Origin of the sequence: Rhodopirellula islandica (assembly GCF_001027925.1) — a bacterium.
Classification (GTDB): domain Bacteria; phylum Planctomycetota; class Planctomycetia; order Pirellulales; family Pirellulaceae; genus Rhodopirellula; species Rhodopirellula islandica.
In genome coordinates this window covers 59,737-82,250 of record NZ_LECT01000050.1, presented here as the reverse complement: position 1 = coordinate 82,250, position 22,514 = coordinate 59,737, and the positions used below count along the sequence as shown (strand labels likewise).

Below are 22,514 nucleotides of genomic sequence, written 5' to 3'. Positions count from 1 at the left end.
GCCGATCGGGGTGAGGCTTTGCTAGCTTTCCAAAACTGTTCGTCGCTCCCCCGAATCGTTCCAATAATTTAAAGAGTACCGATGTCCTTTGATGACCCGATTCACCGGATCGATTGGCGTGACACTGCAAGGTGGCGAGCCGGGGGAGGGAGGTTGTCTCTCGCGTTGGGAGCAGGGATCGGGTTCGTGCTGGTCGCTTGTTACGCGTTGCTGTGGGTGGGATTGCCCCTGCGAGATGCGATCATCAGTGAAGGTGGCTGGGTCGAGTCTCTTTCGGCGTATCTTTATTTGGTAGTTGCCGCCAGTTTGCTGATGGCCGGTGCCATGAAACTTTGGAAACCATCGGTCCGCTGCCCACGTCATCCGTTTTTGCTCACAGCGGTTTTGTGTCTCTTTTTCGCACGGGAAATGGATTTTCATTCCCGGTTCACGGGAGGCAGTTTCCTAAAAACGTCGTTCTATCTGCGGGATGATGTATCGCTGATGTCGAAAGCAATCGCGGCATTGGTGATTGTTGTGGCAACGGCGACTGTCGTTTCTTTGTGCGGACGCTACGCCAAACTTGTTCGCAATCGTTTCGTGGCGGGAAGTTGGCTGGGAGTGCTGCCAATCGCGGCCTGTCTTTTGGTCGTGTTTTCGAAATCAATCGACATGGGACTGGGGACGTTGGGACGGAACGGAGTGGTTTTGCCGGTCCAATGGAAGGTCGCCGCGGGGCATGTCGAAGAGCTGTGTGAGCTCTTGATTCCCTGCTGTTTTTTGCTGATGACGGTTGTCCTGTTTTTCTCCAAGTCGAATTCGGTTGGGCATTCCGCGTCAGAGTTGTCAGATGGGGAAGACGCCAACGCAACGATTCGGCTTGATCCTGAACGATTCACCCGGGCGGCCTGAGCATTGGGACTCTCGACTGAAAATTCGATTCCGGTTCCCATCCGTGTGCAGCGTGTGGGCGTCCTAGGCAACGGGCGTGCGGCATCGGCGGAACTGGTGGATGCTCAGTGGGCGGACGGAACCACCACGCGTTGTGTCGAGAAGGTGTTTGCCCCTGGCATGTTGACCCGGGTGATCTATCGCATCGCCTTCGCAGCCCCGTTTGCCTACCGTTCCAATCGTCATGCCATCCATGCCAGTTTTTACCGGCGGCGGGTGGTGGCGGGATTGCTGGAGCGTGAGGGCAGCGGCGTCCGCGTAGCGAAGCCGTTGTATGTCCGGTTTGATCGCCCTCGCCAGGCCTGGGTGCTCGCGGCAGAGTGGATCGAAGGACGCGGCCCAATTGTCAAACGGGATGATTCTGACGAAATGAGTCCGTTGGTTGGCACCATGCGACAGCTGGAAGATCGTTTGGTGGGCTGGGGGATGCATGGTTCAGGCTGGCAGGTTTCTCCGCGAGCTCTCGTTTCCACGGCGAACTTGTTGATCAGCGACCGTCCTGGACTGCGATTGTTTGACGGATCGAATGGGCAAGACGAGTCAGAAGGGGATTTGCCGGGACGCCAGCGAGCCGATCTCACCATCATCGATTTAGAGTCCGGAATCCCAGCGGTGTTGGTGCTTCGCTATCTCGTTTTGGCTTGGAAACAAGGCAGCGTTTTCCCGTTTGATGACTTGGATTCTAAGCTGCTTTTGCGTTGCGTTCAGGGCGTCGAGGGAGAATGGCGACAAGATGTGGACCGTCTCGTCGTGCACACCACGGCTTGGAAAGACACCGAAATCGCGCCGTTTCGTAAACCTTGGCGATGGGCCTCGGCAGACCGACGGGCGTTGTATCGCGAAGAGATGATCGGTCGTTGGTCGTTGGAGCGAACGATTGATGATACGACCGAGCACCGGCTGGTGAACGACAAATGGTGTTGGCTGGGGTTTTGGATCATTGGTTTGTTGCCCATTTTCGGCCGATTGTTTCAAAAAGTGGTCGGCAGCGAGCGGGTGCGCCGTCAGGCGGGTCGATTGGTGCTTGATTCACGCTTCCGACGATCAGCGATGCGGTGTCATCGGCACCGGGAAACGCGGTGTTGGCAGGAACAGGGAAGGGTTTCCCGGCATCGCCGCCAGTCGCTCTTGCGGTTTCATCTCAACAGCGTTTTGGCAATCTGCCTCTCGCCGAAATGGCATCGATTGGTGGCGGACGCTCGGTTGCGAGCCCTGCGGCGGCAGCGGGCGTGGGCCATCCTGACGAGTCGGCATCATCAAGCTCGAACGGCACGCCGATTGTTTCACAGGTCGGTTCGACGCTGGGAGTCGCGACGATGGCTGGATGTCTCCACCGGCAGGCGATTGCGCAACGACTTTGACGAACCAGGTGTCGGTGTCTACGCGCGTGGAATGGCAAAGCACCTTGCGATCAAGACGCTTTCTCCTGTGGTCTCCATGTTGAAATTGACTGGCATGGCAGCTTCCTTGTCGGGAGGCAGTTGGTGGTACGCGGCCGCTCCGTTTCTAATCCTTCCGGGATTGCGAACGTTGGTCACATTGCAGAGTGCTTGGGCGTCACGGCATGACGCAACGCCTCACATGCAAGCCTTGGTGATTGGTGTGATCCCTACCTTGGGATCCCTGGCATTCGTCATTCAGATGTTCAATAGTCACCCTGCCGTTTCTGAATTCTTGCTTCGCGAAGCGGCCGGTCGGGTTGGCCGTCACTTGCCGATTTATGGCGGGCCTGATTCCAGAACGGAGCATGCGTTCGTCAATGGCGTTGATTGGGCGATCAAGGTGGTCCGAAGATTCAGCCCCCGACGGGAGAACTTGGCCGCGTCCACGGAAGTCGAAACATCGCATCAAAAGGCGGCTTGAGGTCGAAAACGCTGGTTTGAGCGATCACACTCAATCGGACTGGTCACCAACAACCGACTTCGCTAATCTCCGCGGGAAACACATGTTTCTCGTCGTTGGACGGGATTTTCTATGTCCATTTCTCACCAAGGAAGGCGAGACCATGGCGACGGTTGTCTGCACTCGCTGGTTAGACGCATTTCCCGCATCGTATGTCACTGTTTTGCGAAATGCTGTGGCGGCCAATTTGAACCGTCCACATCGTTTTGTTTGCGTCACCGACAATGTGCCTGGATTGACTGATGGGGTCGAAGGAATTCAGATGCCCGACTTAGGCATCCCCTTGGAGCATCAGGAAAAGGGGTGTTGGCCCAAGCTGTCGATTCTGGCACCGGGGGTTTTGCCTGCCGACGAGCCAACACTGTATTTGGATCTCGACGTGCTGATCAATCAGAACCTGGATGGGTTCTTCGATCGTTTGGAGGCCAAGCGAGGTTTCCACGCGTTGCGAGAATGGAATCCAACGCTATGGAGTTTGGCTCCGCTTGCGATGCGTCCCGACCGTGGCGTTCAGGGATCGATCCTGGGATTTTATCCCGGTGAGCAAGCTGAATTGTTTCGACAATTCAACGAACACCAGCAAGAGTGTTTCGATCGCTTTGACCTCGACCAAGATTTCTTGACCAAGAATGCTGAGGAGGTGAATTACTGGCCGTTTGCCTGGACCTCCAGCTTCAAGTGGCACTGTCTGAAGTACTACCCGATCAACCAGATTTTCCCCAAAGTCAAGCGTCCTGCGAAAGCCAAGGTGATTGTGTTTCATGGGGACCCTCGGCCAATTGATGTGGTTCCACAGGGCAACTACCGCTGGGGCACACAACGCAAATTCGGGCATGGTCCCGTGGATTGGGTCCGGGACTACTGGTTGCAGTACGATTCGAGTTGGACCGAAGAGGAAACGGAGTTGGAAGCATGTGTTCCCGCAATGATGGCAGCCTAGAACGCCGTCTCAAAACGGTGAACGCCCAATTCTTTCGACAACGATATTTTACAGTCACGACCACGCACTCGAATGGATTTCCCACGAGGTCGAAAACATGAACGTGTCTCAAGCACTCGTTGTCACGTTGCGGCGAGCGACCGCACGGCAACCTCAGGTCCAGCGGATTCTTCAAACGTGCCCGGTGCCCTGCGCGGTTCATGAAGCCGTTGACGGCAAACTGTTGCCTGCCGAAGAATTGCAGCGTTGGGTCGAGCCGCGATTGCATTCACCTTCCTATCCGTTTTCGCTGAACGTCGGTGAAGTCGGGTGCTTTCTCAGTCATCGAGGCATCTGGCAACGCATCGTTGATGAGGGCTGGGAGCAAACGTTGATCGTCGAGGACGACATCGAATTTGAACCGGGCTTTGACGAGTCGCTGGCCTTCGCCAGTGACCATGCCAAACCGGGGGACTACGTGCAATTTCAAGTGCGTCCGTTTGCTGCTCCGCATCGAGTCATGGCACGGCAGTCCAAGTGGTCGCTGCTGTGTCCCGATGTGATTCCGCTGCGGACATCGGCCCAGCTGGTGACACGAGAAGCAGCGGAAAAGTTATTGGCCGCTTCCGAGCAGATTGATCGTCCAGTTGACGCCTTCATTCAAATGCGATGGGTCACGGGGGTTCGCGTGGTGGTGATGCAGCCCTCGTGCGTGCAGGAGGTATCCGCGAATTTGGGTGGCAGCACGATCGGTGGCGGTCGCAAAAGAATGGCGGTGACCGACCGAGTGAAACGGGAGGTCTTGCGTCCGATTTACCGTTTTCAAATCGCCACGCGTTCCCGCAAGGACGCTGCTTGAACCAGAAATTGACATTGAATCTGTTGCAAGTCGTTTCCTACAAGAACCTTCAGTCGTTGGAAACATGGAGGGTTTGACGACCTCGGAACTCAAGACGAAATCGTGCCCGAAGAAAAAGGATTTTCAGTGCGGCAAGACGAACCGATATGGATCACCGGTGCCGCGGGCATGGTCGGTGCCGCTTTAACGAAGCACCTGCAAACGGCGGGTTACACCAACCTGTTGACACCTGCGCGAAGCGAGCTGGACCTTTGCTCGGCTGACGCGGTCCAGGATTATGTTTCGCAGCATCGACCCAAGCACGCGTTTTTGCTGGCTGCAAAAGTGGGCGGGATTGTCGCGAATATCAACGACCCGGTTGGTTTTTTGGACGAGAACCTTCGCTTGGTTGTCAACCAACTCAGTGCTTGTGCCAAAGCTGGCGTGGAGAAAGTGTTGTTGCTTGGCAGCACTTGCATCTATCCCCGCGAATGTGCGCAGCCGATGGTCGAGGATTCGCTTTTGACGGGTCCACTGGAGCCAACCAACGAAGGCTATGCCCTCGCGAAAATCGCTGGCCTGCGATTGGCACAGAGCTATCAGAAACAGATGGGGATGAAGTGTGTCCTGCCGATGCCGTGCAACATTTACGGCACCGGTGACCACTTTGACCTGGCACGCTGTCATGTGCTCAGTGCGTTGGTCAAACGATTTTCTGATGCGGTGGACCAGAACGCGGAGTCGGTCACGCTTTGGGGCACCGGATCTGCCAAGCGTGAGTTCATTCATGTCGAGGACGTGGTTCGCGGCATGTTGCATCTCTTCGATGCGGAAACCGATGGGCAGATCATCAACCTTGGTCCTGGCACCGACGTCAGCATCGCCGAGTTGGCGGGCATGATCGCGGAACAGACAGGGTTCCAAGGTCAGATCTGTTGGGACACGACTCGCCCTGATGGGATGCCTCGCAAGTGCACTGACAACACCAGACTCAAGCAATTGGGGTTTGAGCCCCGCGTTTCGCTGAATGACGGGATCGCCAGAACGATTCAGGAATACCGGCAAACACTCAGCAACAACCCTTATTCAGCGAACGCGGCATGACCCCGGAATCTCTGCAAGCCTTTGAGTTGTGGATGGATGACCATCTCGAACCCGCCTCCAGCGAATTCGGCCGATACTGGTACCCGTTGACGGTGCCCACGTTCGGGCGAGATGAAATTGCCGCGGCCATGAACTGTTTGGTCAATTACCGAACGTCGATGGGCGAACTGACTCGCGAATTTGAAACTCAGTTCGCTCAGTACATCGGTTGTCACGACGCCGTGATGGTCAACAGCGGGTCATCCGCTGATTTGTTATTGGCTTACAACCTGGTCAATCCATCCAACCCTCGGTTGTCCGCGGGCGACGAAGTCTTGGTTCCGGCCGTGACTTGGCCGACTCAGATCTGGTCGCCGTTGATGGCTGGATTGAAGGTCACCTTGGTTGACGTTGACCCTCAAACGCTGAACGTGGACTTCGACGACATGCGTCGACGTCTGACTTCGAAATCCAAGTGCGTTTTCGCTGTGCATTTGATGGGCAACCCCATCGACATGACGAGGATGAAGCAATTCTGCGAAGAGCACGAACTGATTTTGATCGAGGACTGTTGCGAGTCACTCGGCGCCAAGTACGACGATCAACATGTCGGGAACTTTGGATTGGGCGGAAGCTTCAGTTTCTTCTTTTCCCATCACATGACCACGATGGAAGGTGGCATGGTGACTTGCCACAACGAAGAGGATGCAGACGCGCTTCGTGTTTTACGAGCCCACGGTTGGTCACGTGGATTGAAGTCGCCCGCAGGCGGAACTCCATCTGGTTCCACCAAAGCGGTGTCGAATCCCACGGTGGTGGATGATCGCTATCGATTCATCAACTGGGGATTCAACCTCCGACCCACTGAATTGCAAGCCGCGTTTGGTTTGGAGCAACTCAAGAAACTGGACGGCATGAACGATCGCCGTCGAGAATTGGCGGGACGTTTTGCAACGTACGCTGACAGTCAGTCTTGGTTTGAATGCTTTGAAACGCCCACCGCGGGCCAAGCCAGCCCGTTTGCGTTGCCAATGTTGTTGAAGGGTGAGGCGGTTGGTTCGCGAACCGAATTGTTGGCGCACTTGGAACAAGCAGGCGTGGAGACTCGGCCGGTTGTGACGGGGAACTTTGCTCGTCAACCAGCGGCCCGTTTGCTCGGCGATGTCAATCCCAAGGACTATCCCGGTGCCGAATGGATCCATGAACAAGGCTTCTATCTGGGGCTCAGTCCGATGATGGATGACCTCAAACTCGAACGTCTGATCCGCACGCTCGATGAAGCGCACGCTGCGGTTGTGCGGCCGACTCAGATTCGCAAGGTGGCTTAATCGATGATCGTGACACGTTTGATCGGCGGACTTGGCAATCAATTGTTTCAGTATGCGTTTGGGCATTCCTTGGCTCGACGCACCTATCAAACGTTGCTGATCGATGACTCCGCGTTTGAGGAGTATCGCTTGCATCCACTGGCGATCAACCATTTCAGCATCTCAGCGTCACGTTTGTCGGATGTCGATCGCTCTCGGGTGCCGGGGAAGTTTCGTCGGACTCCGGTGGGACGGGCCTGGGACCAATTCGGACGACGGATGGTCCCTGGTTATGTCGGAGCACTTCCGGTTCGTCGCGAAAAACCATTCGGGTTTCGGGAGTCACTGATCACGCCAGAACGCGATCTCTACTTGGATGGGTACTGGCAGAGCGAGAAGTTCTTTCCCGGATTGAGAGAGAGCCTGCGAGAGGAATTGCGGCTGCGAGAAACGCCGTCCGAGACGACCCAGCGGTTGTCAGAGCAGATGAACACCGAAAACAGCGTCGCGATTCATGTTCGTCGCGGTGACTATGTGACCTCGACCAAAGCGAAGCAGATCTACCGGACGTTGGACGCGGACTATTACCGCAGTTGCTTGCTGGATTTGGCGGCGCGAGAAACCGATTTGAAACTCTACTTGTTTTCAAATGACGTTCCGTGGTGTGAATCCAACTTGGACGTTGGCATCCCGTTCACGCCGGTGCAGCACACCGACGGGCAAACGGCTCACGAGGATCTGCATTTGATCGCTCAGTGCCGGCATGTGGTGATCGCCAACAGCACCTTCAGTTGGTGGGGAGCGTATCTCGGACAATCTCACGCTTCTCGGCGGGTCTATTTTCCGGAGCCTTGGTTCCATCCAGGGACGCTGGATGGATCCGCGATGGGATGTGACGATTGGATTTCGGAAGCGAGTCTCGCCGAACGGTCATCGCGGGAAATTAGCCGTCGGGCTGCTTGATCGGACGAGCATTTTGGGTCTGTCCTCCCGCTCCTTCGATCTGAACACAAGCCTTGGCTTTCGATGGGATCGGCGGGCGGCTACAACAGCAGCAACGACTCGTTCCTTCTAGAGAAACAGACATGATTGGTCAAATGATTGCCGATTCCGCTCAGCTTTGCGTCGGCTATGCGGATCGGATGATGGCAGGGGTTTCCCCCGAACAATTCGCTCGCTTTGCCACTGTGGGCGGGCAGACAATCGAATCGAATCACCCAGCATTTATCCTGGGGCACTTGAGTTTGTACCCTTCGCGGGTTGTCAGCGAATTGGGGTGCGATGCCACCGCGATTGCTCCAACGGAGAAGTACGAGGCATTGTTTTCGCCTCAGGCGACATGCTTGGACGATCCCGACGGGAAGCTGTACCCGGCGATGGACGAGATTCTTTCCAAGTTTGCCGCGGGGCACGCAGCCGCGATTGAAACGCTGCTGACAGCGGATGATTCCGCGTTTGCCCCTGAAAATCCGAACGAAAGAATGAGAGCCAAGTTCGGGACGATCGGTGCAATGCACGCCTTTTATCTGGGCGGCCACATGATGATGCACATGGGCCAATTCAGCGCGTGGCGACGAGCGATGGGGCTCGGCGCGGCGTAACGTTCGCAACCCGGGAGGCCTGGCCTCTCGTGGGCCGCTTGTTTGTCTTGTTCAAACGTTGCGAAGCGGCCGCTGAAATCATTCTCAACAGCCTGAGAAGGCCACCGTGTTCGCGATTGGGACTAGCCTGGGCTGTTCAAAAGTGGGTGTTGACACAGCGTTTTCGTGGACAGTTTCTTGGCTGTTACCTCTCCCCCGACGAAGTTGGGGGAGAGGTCGGAGCGAGCGTTCAGCGAGATCCGGGTGAGGGGGCACGCGATGTGAAACGAGGCCCAAAAGCCGGTTTGCTGTGAATCGCCCCCTCACCCGAACAGGGCCTCCATCGGCCTGTTCGACCTCTCCCCCAGCAAAGCTGAGGGAGAGGTGACAAAAGTCGCACCGTGTTCGCGACCTGCAATCTCAAACATTTCGCAGTCCAGGGTTAGCTTAGCGGACGCACGTCCCAGATGTCGTCAGCGTACTGCTGGATCGTTCGGTCACTGCTGAACCACCCGCTGCCGGCCGTGTTCAGGATACTCATTTCGTTCCAGTGATCGACGTTCTGGTACGCCTTGCCAACTTCGGCTTGGGAGTCGAAGTAAGCCCGCAGGTCAGCGATCGTCACCCAAGGGTCTTGCGGGCTTCGCAAGCCACTGGTCAACAGATCGAACAAACCTGGGTTGTCAGGGTTGAAGTGCCCGCTTTCCAGCAGATTCATCACCCGGGCGATGTCATCATCGGAGGAGATGATGTCGTTGGGACGATAGTCCTTCTTCAGTTCGGTCACTTCGGAAGCATCCAATCCGAACAGGAAGAAGTTTTCCGCACCCGCGTTCTCGCGAATTTCGATGTTGGCACCGTCCAGCGTTCCGATCGTCAGCGCGCCGTTCATCATGAATTTCATGTTGCCCGTGCCGGAGGCTTCTTTGCCCGCGGTTGAAATTTGCTCGGACAACTCCGTTGCCGGGCAGATCACTTCCATCGAAGAGACCCGGTAGTTCGGGAAGAAGACCACTTTCAACAAGTCGTTGGCAGCGGGGTGGTTGTTGACTTTTTTCGCAACATCGTTGATCAGCTTCACAATCAGCTTGGCAACGTGATAGCCGGGTGCCGCTTTGCCACCGATCAACACGCAACGCGGCACCATGCCGGCTGTTTCGCCTCGCAGGATACGATCGTACAGGTGCACGATGTGCAGGACGTTGAGCAGTTGACGTTTGTATTCGTGAATCCGTTTGACTTGAACGTCGAACATGAAGGACGTGTCAAAGCGAACCCCGGTTTCGGCAACCACCAAATCGGACAAGCGAGCTTTGTTTTGTTGCTTGACGTCGATCCATTTTTTGCGGAACTCGGCGTCGGTCGCAAACGGAGCCAACTCTTTGATCTTGGTCAGGTCTTTTTGCCAACCTTCCCCAATGGTTTCGTTGAGAAGATCCCGCAGGCCTGGGTTGCAGTGCGACAACCATCGACGCTGGGTCACGCCGTTGGTTTTGTTGTTGAACTTGCGAGGCCACAGTGTGTTGAAGTGTTTGAACAGTCCTGATTCCAACAACTGCGTGTGCAGTCCGGCAACTCCGTTGACAGAGAAACTGCCGACGATGGCGAGGTAAGCCATGCGGATGTGCGGGTTGTCACCCTCTTCGATCAACGACATTTCGCGACGCATGGCAACATCGCCCGGCCATTGCTGGTCGACCAATTTCAGGAACCGAGCGTTGATCTCGTAGATGATGTCGAGCAGGCGTGGCAGCAGGCGACTGAACAGTGCCACCGACCAGCGTTCCAAGGCTTCAGGAAGCAGTGTGTGGTTGGTGTACGCCATGCAACGTGCGACCACGTCCCAGGCGTCGTCCCATTCCAAGCCGTGTTCGTCCATCAGCAACCGCATTAGCTCAGGGACGGCACAGGCGGGGTGAGTGTCATTGAGCTGGAAGCAGTTTTTGCGTCCAAAATCGCTGAAGTCTTCGCCGTGCTGTTCGACCCAACGGGCGATCACGTCTTGCAGTGAAGCTGAGACGAGGAAGTACTGCTGCTTCAGACGCAGTTCCTTGCCGTTTTCGCTGGCGTCATTGGGATACAACACCATCGAGATTTGTTCAGCATCGTTCTTTGCTGCGACGGCTTCGGGGTACGAGCCCGCGTTGAATTCGCTGAGGTTGAAGACGTCGGTCGTCGACGCTTTCCACAATCGCAGGGTGTTGACGGTGTCGTTGCGATAGCCTGGGACAGGCATGTCGAAGGGGACGGCCAAGACATCGTGAGAATCGACCAAACGAGGACGCAGGGTCCCGTGTTCGTCGTAGTAGTTTTCGGTGCGACCGTAGAAACGAACGCGACGGGTGTCTTCGGGGCGTTTGATTTCCCAAGGGTTGCCGTCTCGCAGCCAACGATCGGGGTCTTCGACTTGGCGTCCATCTTCGATGTGTTGATGGAACATGCCGTATTCGTAGCGGATGCCGTAACCCACCACGGGCAGTTGCAGGTTGGCGCAGCTGTCCAGGAAGCAAGCGGCCAGACGGCCGAGGCCACCGTTGCCCAAACCGGCGTCGAGTTCTTTGTCGGCGACTTCTTCCATTCCGACACTGTAGGCTCGCAGGGCTTTGCGAACGTCTTCGTCCAGGTCGAGGTTTTCAACTGCGTTGGTGAGGGAGCGGCCGATCAAGAATTCCAGCGACAGGTAATAAACCTTGCGGTCCTCACTCAGGCAAGTTTTCTTCCATGTTTCCAGCCAGATCGGTACCAGGCGATCTCGGACGGTGATCGCCAATGCCTGGTACAGGTACTCGCTGTTTTGTTTGTCAGTTGAGTCGCCAGTGAAATCGTGTCCCAGCGTGATCGTCAAGTGACGCGCTAGTTCCGATGAAAGCTCAAGATGTGGAAACGAGGTGTCGGTCGGAGAAGCATTCGGCGGAGCGGAAAGCGTATTGGACATCGATTTTCAACGTTTCAAGGATGAGACTAGAAGCCGGGAGTATATCGGTGCGATAAAGGAGAGCCAATCTTGATCGGCACCCCGTCCGCTTCACTTGAGTGCCCCCTCTGACCTGTTGCGGATAGGCGAAAAAGGAAAGATGGGAGGTTTTGGTCGAGGTAGAGGGGCGGATCACTCCCCTGTTTTCTCTCAATGTCTTTGGTGTCGGCCGCTGACTGGGAGGCTTAGGGGCTTCATTTTGCGTGAACCGTGAATCAAAAAAATTTCGACTTTTTGAGATTCCTTTGAGTTGCCCGTCACTTTCAAGCGGTTTCGAAAACCTTCGTGATTTCAACTGGAAGCGGACCAGCGGAAGCTTTCCGCGGTCGCATTGGGAAGTGGCGCACTGAATGGCCTGTGCACTGAATGGCCTGTGCACTGGTGTGGCCTGTGCACGGGGTGGCTCGCACGCGGAAGCAGCTGATCGGCTGAGCTGATTCGATGGGCTGGGCTGATTCGATCGGCTGGGCTAGTTCGATCGGCTGGGCGAAATTGCCTGAGCCGGCGGCCGGATCATGACTTTCGGCGACGGATGTGAGGCAATCGTCGGCCTTGCGTTTGGGCGGTCGAGAGTTGCGTTTGCAATTCGTCCAGCGAAAGCGGGCTGACCGGGATCGTCATCAGTTCTTGCGGGTCGATTTCGCTGATCAGGTTTCGCTTGCCAATTTTTTCCACTTCGTCTTCCAGAGCGCTCAGCCACGGCGGAAGATCCAGGCCGACGCCGACGGGAGTCCGTGAAAGTTCGTTGGCTTCCGCTTCGAGTTGTTCGAATGCGGCGCTGTGGCGGTCCGCTTCGGCATCATTCATGGCGGGTTCGACCAACGATCGCATGCGGTCGATGGTCATGGGTTGAACGAAGCGTTCTTCGATGCGGTCGGCGATGGTGGGCATGCGCATGGAATGCCGCCGTTGCAATTCTCGCAGTTTTTGAACGTACAGTTCGGCTTCGGCGGCGATGCGTTCGTTCAGGCTTTCTCGCCAACCCAGCGACGCTTGGTCGAGTCCCATCCGGACGAGGACTTCGTGGGTCCACATGATCGGTTTCAAGTTCCAGGCAACGCGTTCGTAACGCGTGCGAAGTCGCAAGAAGTCGAGGAATGTGTAGATCAGTTCGCCACGATCGCTTTGGGTCGTTGTGCTGTTGTAGTCTTGGTATTCAGCGTGGTGATCGAGCAACGATTCGAACACCAGCGTGATCCAGCGAGAGGCTTCGTTGATCTTGATCTTGCCGAGCTCGAGATCTCGGAAGAGCTGCGTGTCTTCCAGCAAGTCGTCTCCATCGGTCACGGCTCGTTCCAACCAGGATGAGACATCTTGGTGCAGCACCGCACGGACGTTGCTGAGTTGTAGAAAACCTTGTGTGAAGATTGGGTCGCCGTAACGCTGAATGAACTCGATCAAGCGTTCCCATTTCGCCGGGTCGCTGACGGCTTCGAGTGGTGACAGGCGAAGCGTTTGGCTGTGGGCCAGCCAGCTGCCCAGCATCGTTTCGGTCAACCGTTCCAGCAGGGGAATCAAGCGATCGGCGATCGCGTCTTGGTCGGTGACGCTGAGTTCGCGCGAGGCGGATGGTGATTCGGTGGGGGCAGGGGAGGGCGGTTCGCCAGCGGTGGCGTGCAGCACGGCTTCGGCGATGGAGCAGACCAGTGATCGGTACCCGGCACGATACAAGCCATCAAATTCCGTCACGGCCCCGGCACCGATTGGATGCCGTTGTTCCATTTGGCGAGCGGTTTCGATCAGGCGACAGGTTTCTGCAAACAGGCCGCGTCGCGGGAGCCAGTGCAGCAAGTGCCGGAGCACGCGTTCTCTCAGCCGGGTCACATAGATTTTGACTGGGTCGCCGCCGCGGGACAGCGGGATGTACAGCAGACTGCGGTGGAGGATCGCTTCGATGAAGACAGGGAACCGCTCACGCGCTCGTTCCGAATCGCCCGCGATCAGTGCCGAGAACAGCTCAATGGCACCGGCGTCATCCTCGGCAAACTCTTCCCCGACGTCCTCGGGAAGTTTGCCTTGGAGGGCACCTAAAGCACTGGCGATCAAGCGTCTGGCATCGGCCATTTCCACCGCGGTGGTGATGACCCGTTCCATGAGGCTGTCGCGGAGAACGCGGCGGCGATCATAGATTCGCATTGAATCTTTGTCGGTGCCGGCAGGTTTGATCTTGTAAGCACGAACATCGCTCAGCAGTTCGAGCAGGCCGATGCGGTTGGCAACCGCGCGGCGTGCCCATGCAGACAACGCTTCGATCTGTTGTTGACGACGAACGGGATCCGAGGAGTCCGCTGGTTCGACTTGGGTGCCCGCTTCGGTCGCGGAGTGGATCTCGGTCAGAGCGACGTCCGCACCGACAGCCCACATGCGAGCGAGCGACTGCAAGAAATCGAGTCGGCTGGCCAGGCGTTTCACTTCGGCTTCCAGTTCATCGACACTGCTGCTGTCGCTGCTGGTATCAAAGATGGAGCCTTCGTTGCCATCATCGGTTGTGTCGCGATAGCTGACGTTTTCGTACGCCGCATCGAACAGACCCGATTCTTCGTCGTCTTCCGGCAAATCAGTGGGGTCGTCATTGGCATTCGCCAATTCTTGTTCCCAGTTGTCGCGGCGTCGATCGCGAGGTTCTTCGTCACCGACTTCAAAGCATGGTGCTGACCAAAAGGATTCGGCGTTGGCTTCGAGGTAGTCGAAGAATTTGTTGACTCGCGGCCATAGCTCTTGCGGGGTCTCTCGCATGTGGTCGCGGAGTTGCAGCAGCCAGCGTTCGGCCAATCGAGGCAGCGAGTTGGCGCCGCTGCGAAGTCCAACCCGGTCGGCTTGGCAAAGCCAGTGAATCAACAGAGCTTGAGCGGGAATGAAGTCCTTGCGTTCCAGCAAAGCCGAGATCACCAGCATGTAGGCACGTGGTGAATCGAACAGGTCGGCGTGCGGGGCCCAGAATGCGATGTCGCCTCGTTGGGCGCCGCCGCGGTGCCACAAACGCAGGGCTTGTGCGACCAGGCGAGCCGATTCGTACGATTCCCAGGGATCGGTTGCTTCGACGGACTCGACCGTGTGTGCGGCGAAGGTTCGCCACCACTGGGCGACTTCGCGGTACTGACGGTCCATTCGCTCGTAGGCGACTTCGTCGTCCCGCGCGGCCGCTTCGCTCCAAACACGAGCGATGTAACCAAACAGGTTTTCGATGATGTACAGCAACTCGTCGAGTCGGCTGTCGTGGATCGAGTTTTCAATCCCGGGGTACAAACTGAAGTTGCCGGTGAATCCCAGGATGTCCCAGGGGTCCATCAGGGCGCCGCATTCAATCGCGCGGCGGATGAGATCGAAGGTTTGTTCGGGGACTTCCACCGCATCGGGAAAGTGATCGGTTCGCAGGGCTCGCAGTCCCAGTGTCATCCCGCAATCGATGCGGCACATCAAACGAGCGGAGGTGGCGGGGACCACGTCGGCTTGTTTGGTCGCGGAGTCGGGGTATCCCAAGCGGGCGTAGATGCGAGCCAGTTGGACGTGTTGCAGCTGGATGGCGCGACGGCGTGCCAGAGCCGCGTTCAAGTTTTGGCGAGCGGCACCGAACGCTTGGTGGCGGGTTTTGACTTCGTCGAGCAAGCGTTGACCGTGCGAGCCACCAATCCTCGAGATTCGCCAGTTGTAGAATTCGTCGCGGAAATTGGCGATCGGCACCATCAGTGATCGCAGGGTCACATCGCTGCTGTAACAACCCGGTCCCCAACCGGAGATGCCGGATGCCATCAGCATCGTTCCGGCCAGCACCGAGGCGGCTTCTTCGAGCAGTTCCTCGCGAGGCAAGTCAGGCGTTTCGTTGACCCGTGCGAGGAGCGAATCGAGGGTCACGCTTCGAAGGATGAATCGATCGTAGCGTCCATCGGAATCGATCGCATGTTCGTCCCATCCGCCGAAGTGATAATTGGGCCGACGATTGACGGGGTGATCGAAATCATAAGCCCGCGGGTCCAGGCAGAGCTCTCGCAGTTGCTGGGGATCCATTGCGGCGGCACGCAGGATGTCCTCGGGGGCTTCGTTGATCGCGAGCACGGCTCGTTCGATCAATTCGCGGTAAGGGCCGGCGGTGATGCCAGCGCCCTGGATCATTTGCGGGATCGGGCGAACGAACTCGTGGGCGTAGGGTTGGCAGGCACGGTTTTCCAGCACGGCGACCGGGCGGTAGCCGACGTAATCATTGAGCGTGCTGATGATTTGTCCCAGCCGCTCGGATTCGTCTTGGACGCTGCCGATGGTTTCGTCTTCGCGGATCTGCTGCACCATGACTTCGGCGCAGCGTCCCAGGAAGAAACCGTTGAAGATCAGTTCAGGCGGTTGGTGAAACAGCAGGTCACGGTGAAAGTCCAGGTAGGCGGGCAGCAGTCCGGACCAGAGCAAATTGGTCAGGCCGAGAGCGCGATCGACGTTGGAGAACGCGGGCGAGCTGGCTTTCAACGACAGAGCGGTTTCTTCCAGCCAATCTCGGATGATCAAGAAGGGCGGTGGTCCGTTCAGAACGTCCCCACCGGAGGCTTCGTCATGAACTTGGTTCCAAGCCAAGAAGGCCGCGGTGGGAGCGGGGCCGGACGAGAAGTTCAGGTACCCGACGAGAGCCTGGAGTGCTTTTTGAACATCCTGCGAGGGCGGCGACCAGGCTGCGGCGGCCAATTGATGGTCGGGCAGGTTGCCATTGGGTTCGCGGGACGGTGAGGCAGGCATCAAGGGAACCGAAGGAAGTTGGAAGGCGGGATGCTTGGCGGGGGCAACATCATTGTGGAGGACGTGCCTGTTGTGTCGAGGGGCACGGGAAAACGCTTGGCTTTCCCGGCCGCTCTTCAGGGTGCATTCAGCTCTTCTTCTTGGTCTTCTTGACCGCTTTCTTTGCCGATTTTTTGACGGACTTTTTAGCGGGCTTCTTGACCGATTTCTTCGCTGCCTTTTTGACAGACTTCTTGACTGATTTTTTGACCGACTTTTTGGTGGCGGCTTTGGCTTTGACTGCCTTTTTGACGCTCTTTTTCGCCGCTTTCTTCACGGACTTTTTGGCGGCCTTTTTCTTCGACAGAGCAGGCTGAGTCTTGGCTTTTTTCGTTGCCTTCTTGGTCGCTTTCTTCGCGGTTTTTTTCGAGGCGGAGGATCCGCCACCGAAAGCGGCTGCATAGCCGTCGGCGTACTTTTCGTTGGTGCCTGTGCGCAGAATCGTCATGAATTTGAAAAGGTGGAAAGGAAACAGATGGGTGAATGAAGAGAGTGCCTCCGCGAGTGTCGCGGAGGCTGCGATCGCGAAGCTGGATCAGCCCGCGTGAATGCTTTTGTATCGGGATTTGGGCGAGTCATCGTCGGCGTCTTCGCCCATGCGTTCACGACGATTGCGTTCGTAGGTGTCGAAGTTGCCTTCGCACCAAACCACTTTTCCGTCGCCTTCAAACGCAAGGATATGGGTTGCAAGGCGATCGAGGAACCAGCGGTCGTGCGACGTCACGACAACGCAGCCCGCAAAGTTCGCGATCGCTTCTTCGAGGGCACGCAATGTGTCCACGTCGAGGTCGTTAGTTGGTTCGTCCAGCAGCAAGACGTTGCAGCCTTTGCGAAGCAGCGATGCCAAGTGAACTCGGTTGCGTTCTCCACCGGAGAGCACACCGACTTTCTTTTCTTGGTCGGGGCCTTTGAAGTTGAATCGCGAAACGTAGGTGCGAGCGTGCATGACGCGGCCACCCATTTCAAACGAATCGTGCCCACCACTGATCTCTTGGAAGATCGTTTTGTTGGGATCCAGTTTGTCGCGAGATTGATCGACGTAGCCGAGGTCGACGGTTTCACCGATTTTGATTTCGCCGCCGTCGACGGGTTCGCTTCCGGTCAGCATCTTGAACAGCGTCGTCTTGCCCACCCCGTTGGGGCCGATGATGCCGACGATCCCGCCGGGTGGCAAGCGAAAGTTCATGTCCGTCATCAAGGTCTTTTCGCCAAACGCTTTGTTGACGTGATGAGCTTCGATGACCAGTGATCCGAGGTGTTTGCCCGAAGGGATTTGGATTTCCAGATCGTCGGGACGATCTTCGAACTGTTCGGCGGACATTTGCTCGTAGGATTTGATCCGCGCTTTGGACTTGGCTTGGCGAGCCTTGGGGCTCATGCGGATCCATTCCAGTTCACGCGCCAAGTTCTTTTCGCGAGCCTTTTGTTGACGCTCTTCCAGGGCCATTCGTTTGGCACGATTTTCCAGCCATGCGCTGTAGTTGCCTTCGAACGGCATGCCTCGACCGCGGTCCACTTCGAGGATCCACTGAGCAACGTTGTCCAGGAAGTAGCGATCGTGGGTGACGGCCACCACGGTGCCTTGGTAGTTGGCCAGGTGTTGTTCCAACCAGGAAACGGATTCGGCGTCCAAGTGGTTGGTCGGTTCGTCGAGCAGCAGCAAGTCGGGTTGGCGAATGAGCAACTGGCAGAGTGCGACGCGGCGTTTTTCGCCACCGGACAGGTTGGTGATCTCGGCGTCTTTGGGTGGCAGGTTCATCACCGCCATCGACATTTCGACGAAGCGATCGAGTTCCCACAGATTGTTGGCGTCGATGATGTCTTGCAACGTCGCCATTTCGTCGCAGAGTTTTTGCATCTCGTCGTCGTCGGTGACTTCGCCGAGCAGACCGCTGATCTCGTTGTAGCGATCGACGATGGCCTGACGTTCAGCGACGGCTTCCTGGACGTTTTCAAAAACGGTCTTGGTTGGGTCCAGGGGTGGCTCTTGTTCGAGGTAACCGACCGTGAACCCTTTGCCCAACCGTGCGGTGCCTTCGAATTCGGTGTCCATGCCTGCCATGATTTTCAGCAGGGTGGATTTACCGGCACCGTTGGGGCCGAGCACACCGATTTTGGCGCCCGGATAAAAGGCGAGGTTGACGTTTTCGAGGATCTTCCGTTGACCGTGTTTTTTGGTCAGGTCGGTGATTTGGTAAATGAATTGACCGGCCATGTTTTCGCTTGGAGGGCTGAAGGTGGAGGCGGAGAATACGGTTGCAGTTGTTTCAATTGCAAAGTGACAGAATTAGTGGTGGGATGCCGTGGCGGGCATCACTCCCATTCGATCGTCGCGGGCGGTTTGCTGCTGATGTCGTAACACACTCGGTTGACGCCTTTGACTTCGTTGATGATTCGGGTGCTGATGCGAGCCAGCAGTTCGTACGGCAGGTGACTCCAGTCCGCGGTCATGAAGTCGTCTGTGTTGACGCAGCGAACTGCGACGGCGTTGTCGTAGGTGCGGGCATCGCCCATCACACCGACGCTTTGGACTGGCAGCAAAACGGCGAACGCTTGGCTGGTTTCTCGGTACAGTCCTGCGTTTTCGATTTCTTCGACCACGATCGCGTCGGCTTCTCGCAGCACGACCAGTTTGTCTCGGGTGATCTCACCCAAGCAACGCACGGCCAATCCGGGGCCGGGGAAGGGGTGACGCCAGACGAGTTGTTCGGGCAGGCCCAGTTCCAAACCGAGTCGACGCACTTCGTCTTTGAACAAGTCTCGCAGAGGTTCGATCAATTCAAACCCCAATTCTTCAGGAAGTCCGCCGACATTGTGGTGCAGCTTGATGGTGGCGGCAGGGCCGTCCTTGTCGGCTCCGCTTTCAATCACATCGGGGTACAGCGTGCCTTGTGCCAAGAAGTGGGCGCCGTCGATTTTAGCGGCTTCGTCTTTGAAGCACTCGATGAAGGCGTGCCCGATGCGGCGGCGTTTCTCTTGTGGTTCGTCAATGCCAGCCAAATCGGTCAGGAATCGGTCTTCGGCTTCGACGATGTGCAGGTCGGTCTTGAAGTGGTTGCTGAACTCTTCCAGCACGATCTGTTGTTCGTTCTTCCGAAGCAGTCCGTTGTCGACCAGGATGCAGGAGAGCTGAGGCCCGATGGCTTTGTAGAGCAACGCGGCGACAACAGAGGAATCCACTCCACCGGACAGCCCGCAGATGACGCGTTTGTCGCCCACCTGTTTGCGAATCGATTCAATCGCGGCGTCGGCGAAGTCACCCAGTTTCCAGCTGCCATCGCAGCCGCAGACATCGATGACAAAGTTACGAAGGATTTGGCCGCCGTGTGGCGTGTGTGTGACTTCGGGGTGGAACTGCATTCCGAACACCGGACGCTCGTTGTGGCGAATCGCGGCGTAGGGGCAGGTCGATGTCTTGGCCATCGCGGTGAACTGATCGGCGATCTGTGACACCTGGTCACCGTGGCTCATCCAGACTTGTTCGGATTCTTGCATGCCCCGGAAGATCGAATCGCGATCGACGAAGTCGCACATCGCTCGGCCGTATTCGCGGCTGGGTGTGTTGTCGACTTTGCCGCCGAGGGCTTGGCAGGCGAGTTGCATTCCGTAGCAAATGCCGAGGACGGGGATGCCCAGGTCGAACAGCCCTTCGTCGCACTTCGGGGCGCCCTCTTCGTAAACACTGTTCGGGCCGCCCGAGAGGATGATGCCTTTGGGAGCCAGTTCCGCGATTCGTTCGGCGGAGATGTCGTGGCGAACAATCTGGCAATAGACGTTTTGTTCGCGAACGCGGCGGGCGATCAGTTGCGCGTATTGCGATCCAAAATCGAGTACCAGGATGCGTTGCTCGGTGAGCCAAGTCGTTTCAGCGATGGCGGGCGAGGTGGTGTTCGCAGAAGAGGTCATCGTGTTCTTGCCGGAAATTGCGGGAAAGGCCAATGCGGCAGTGTAAAAGAGCAAGGGGGAAACGGGGAAGGGCCAAGCGAGGCAGGCGGCGTGTTCGAACACGAAGATTGGGGCAGGGCAGGGCGGGTGAGGCCCACCAGGGGAGAACTGTGTGCCGGCGGACCGACTGGGAAGGCGAATGAGACGCCATGGGATGAGTGAGTCTTTTTCGGGAAGAACTGCGTTTGTGGTCTATGATGGAGTGATTGGCAAATACTCGAACAATGATGTTGGTGACGATGATTCAGGTCGTTTCGAAAGAGATTCAGATCGTTTCGAATGGGAACGTTGGCCGGACGGCGCTTCGCGTTTTCGCCGCGGTGACGTTGGTCGCCGGGACGCTGCTGGCGACGTGTTCGTGGCAGGTTTCGACGGCGGACGCTCAAGAAACCAATTCGCGAGGGGCCGCCAAACCGCTCGATGCAAGATCACGAACCATTGTTCAGTCGGTCGAGTTGCAGGTGAAGCGTGCCGGGGCCGCGTATTCCAAAGGCGACTACGAGACCTCGGGGGAGGCTCTGCGAAAGGCGATCGGGCAAATTGATGTGGCTGGAAACGCGGCGTCGCCCGGGCTGCACGATGCGTTGCTACCGACGATGCGTCGAATCATCAACGCTCGCGCGATGCTGGAACTGGAAGGCGTGACGCTGCCACCGTTTCGGCTTCCTGCTCGTCCGGAGGCGACGGCGGATCCGATGTCTGAAGCGGATGCCTCGAGTGAGCCAGCAACGGATGGCGTCAGTTTCGTGTCGGAAGTCGCCCCGATCTTGGTCGACAAGTGCGGCGGGTGTCACATCCGTGGCAACAAGGGCGGGTTCACTTTGCAGAGCTTTGCCAAGTTGATGGAAGGTCCCTCCGAAGGGGTCGTGGTTTTCCCCGGCGATGTGATCGGCAGTCGCTTGATCGAAACGATTGAAACAGGCGACATGCCTCGTGGTGGCGGGAAAGTCAGCAAGGAACAGTTGGACACGCTGAAGCAATGGGTGATTCAGGGTGCCAGGTTTGATGGTCCCGATCCGGCCGCGATGCTCACCAGTTTGAAGGGGGGGGGGGCAGCTGCTGACACGCCTGCCGCGCCGGAACCCGATCAGCCAACGATGGTTGGCAAGCCAACCGGAAACGAAACGGTCTCGTTTTCAAAGGATGTGGCGCCACTGTTGGTTGAGAATTGCAACGGATGCCACTTGGATGCGATGCAGACCCGTGGTGGTTTGCGAATGGACACGTTGGCTCAGATGCTTCGCGGTGGCGACAGTGGTTCGGTGATGCAGCCCGGCGACGGGGAGGCCAGTTTGTTGGTTCAGAAGCTCCGCGGCAGCGCTGGTGATCGCATGCCCGCCGGCGGTCGCCCGCCACTTTCGGACAGCGACATCGAGTTGATTTCGACTTGGATCAGCGAAGGCGCCAAGGTGGATGAGGCTTTGGTGCAAACGCCGATGAAGGTGGTCACGGCTCAGGCTTGGTTGTCCGCGGCGGCGTCTCCCGAGGTCAGTGAGCGGCGGGCCGAGATCGCGGAGTCCGATTTCCGGTTGGCGGGTGCTGACATGAGCAGGTTGCAAAAGCAGGTCACCGACCACTTTGCCGTTTGGGGCGATGTTTCGCCAGCAACGCTGGAGGCGGTGGCGGAGTCGGCTGAGGCCGCGCTCGTGCAAGCTCAGAAGTTTTTGCCCCCAGCCGATGGGACGCCCGAGGACTTTTTCCACGGCAAGGCTTCGGTTTATGTGCTGACCAAGCGATACGACTACAGCGAGTTCGCCAAGATGGTCGAGGGCCGAAGCGTCCCCGCCGATTGGCAGTCACACTGGAAATACGATGGAATCCGCGCCTACGTCGCGGTCGTGGCATCGGAGCGTGCGACCGAAGAGGAAATCGCCCAACGCGTGAAGGCAACGGTCGCCAGTCTCGCGGTGGTCAGTCGCGGGGAGGCGGTGCCGCGATGGTTTGCCGAAGGTTTGGGGACCGCGATTTCCGGCGGCGAGACCAAACGGGATCGGAATGAGAATCTGCGGAGGCAGGCGGAGTTGGTCACCGCGGTGGGCAGTTTGAAGTCGGGGAAAGACTTTTTGAACGGCAAGTTGCCGCCTGAGCGAGCGGACCGAATGGCAGTTGCGATTGCCGAGTCCTTGTTGTCGCGGCAAAATCGGAGAGGGTTGGATGCCGTGTTGCGAAATCTGCAATCGGGCCAGCCGTTTTCGCAAGCGTTTCAGACGGGCATGAACACGACACCGATTGCTTACGTGGACGCTTGGCTGCAATGGGTTCAATGAATGGGTAAGTT

14 protein-coding genes are annotated in these 22,514 nt (G+C 57.3%); 9 read left to right on the top strand and 5 right to left on the bottom strand.

What is annotated here, in order from left to right:
- Positions 1–81: 81 nt before the first annotated feature.
- The 8 genes from RISK_RS25270 (at position 82) to RISK_RS25235 (ending at position 8,580) form a co-directional block, all read left to right on the top strand.
- Positions 82–891, top strand: a complete 810-nt coding sequence (locus tag RISK_RS25270; RefSeq protein ID WP_047817105.1) for a hypothetical protein — start codon at positions 82–84, stop codon at positions 889–891.
- A 3-nt stretch (positions 892–894) separates the two neighbouring features.
- Positions 895–2,793, top strand: a complete 1,899-nt coding sequence (locus tag RISK_RS25265) for a hypothetical protein (RefSeq protein WP_053061305.1) — start codon at positions 895–897, stop codon at positions 2,791–2,793.
- A 301-nt stretch (positions 2,794–3,094) separates the two neighbouring features.
- Positions 3,095–3,772, top strand: a complete 678-nt coding sequence (locus tag RISK_RS25260; RefSeq protein WP_236696690.1) for a glycosyltransferase — start codon at positions 3,095–3,097, stop codon at positions 3,770–3,772.
- Positions 3,773–3,869: 97 nt separating this feature from the next.
- Positions 3,870–4,610 carry a glycosyltransferase family 25 protein gene (locus RISK_RS25255; protein WP_047817103.1) on the top strand — a complete coding sequence of 247 codons (741 nt, stop codon included), beginning with the start codon at positions 3,870–3,872 and terminating at the stop codon, positions 4,608–4,610.
- 102 nt (positions 4,611–4,712) lie between these two features.
- The gene (locus tag RISK_RS25250; protein ID WP_236696689.1) at positions 4,713–5,693 is read left to right on the top strand and encodes a GDP-L-fucose synthase family protein; all 981 of its coding nucleotides are present in this window, start codon (positions 4,713–4,715) and stop codon (positions 5,691–5,693) included.
- Positions 5,690–7,000 carry a DegT/DnrJ/EryC1/StrS family aminotransferase gene (locus RISK_RS25245; protein WP_047817102.1) on the top strand — a complete coding sequence of 437 codons (1,311 nt, stop codon included), beginning with the start codon at positions 5,690–5,692 and terminating at the stop codon, positions 6,998–7,000. Before RISK_RS25250 ends, RISK_RS25245 begins: the two co-directional genes overlap by 4 nt.
- Positions 7,001–7,003: 3 nt before the next feature.
- Positions 7,004–7,942 carry an alpha-1,2-fucosyltransferase gene (locus RISK_RS25240; protein ID WP_047817101.1) on the top strand — a complete coding sequence of 313 codons (939 nt, stop codon included), beginning with the start codon at positions 7,004–7,006 and terminating at the stop codon, positions 7,940–7,942.
- A gap of 134 nt (positions 7,943–8,076) precedes the next feature.
- Positions 8,077–8,580, top strand: coding sequence for a DinB family protein (locus tag RISK_RS25235; RefSeq protein WP_236696688.1), 504 nt, complete (start codon positions 8,077–8,079; stop codon positions 8,578–8,580).
- A gap of 421 nt (positions 8,581–9,001) precedes the next feature.
- Here RISK_RS25235 and RISK_RS25225 read toward each other — a convergent pair whose 3' ends face one another.
- The 5 genes from RISK_RS25225 to guaA all read right to left on the bottom strand — a co-directional run bounded on the left by RISK_RS25225 (position 9,002) and on the right by guaA (position 20,197).
- Positions 9,002–11,494 (bottom strand): glycogen/starch/alpha-glucan phosphorylase, encoded by a 2,493-nt coding sequence (locus RISK_RS25225; RefSeq protein ID WP_047817098.1) that lies wholly within the window; start codon positions 11,492–11,494, stop codon positions 9,002–9,004.
- A 552-nt stretch (positions 11,495–12,046) separates the two neighbouring features.
- On the bottom strand, positions 12,047–16,252 hold the full coding sequence (locus RISK_RS25220) for a hypothetical protein (RefSeq protein ID WP_047817097.1): 4,206 nt from the start codon (positions 16,250–16,252) through the stop codon (positions 12,047–12,049).
- Between the two features lie 127 nt (positions 16,253–16,379).
- Positions 16,380–16,739 (bottom strand): hypothetical protein, encoded by a 360-nt coding sequence (locus RISK_RS25215; RefSeq protein ID WP_047817096.1) that lies wholly within the window; start codon positions 16,737–16,739, stop codon positions 16,380–16,382.
- Positions 16,740–16,826: 87 nt separating this feature from the next.
- Positions 16,827–18,506, bottom strand: coding sequence for an energy-dependent translational throttle protein EttA (ettA, locus tag RISK_RS25210; protein ID WP_047817095.1), 1,680 nt, complete (start codon positions 18,504–18,506; stop codon positions 16,827–16,829).
- Between the two features lie 98 nt (positions 18,507–18,604).
- Positions 18,605–20,197: a glutamine-hydrolyzing GMP synthase gene (gene guaA, locus RISK_RS25205; RefSeq protein ID WP_047817150.1), complete on the bottom strand. Its 1,593-nt coding sequence runs from the start codon at positions 20,195–20,197 to the stop codon at positions 18,605–18,607.
- A gap of 266 nt (positions 20,198–20,463) precedes the next feature.
- On the opposite strand from guaA, the gene RISK_RS25200 reads away from it, so the two are divergent.
- A complete protein-coding gene (locus RISK_RS25200; RefSeq protein ID WP_047817149.1) occupies positions 20,464–22,503 on the top strand; it encodes a c-type cytochrome domain-containing protein in 2,040 nt (679 codons plus the stop codon).
- Positions 22,504–22,514: the final 11 nt, after the last annotated feature.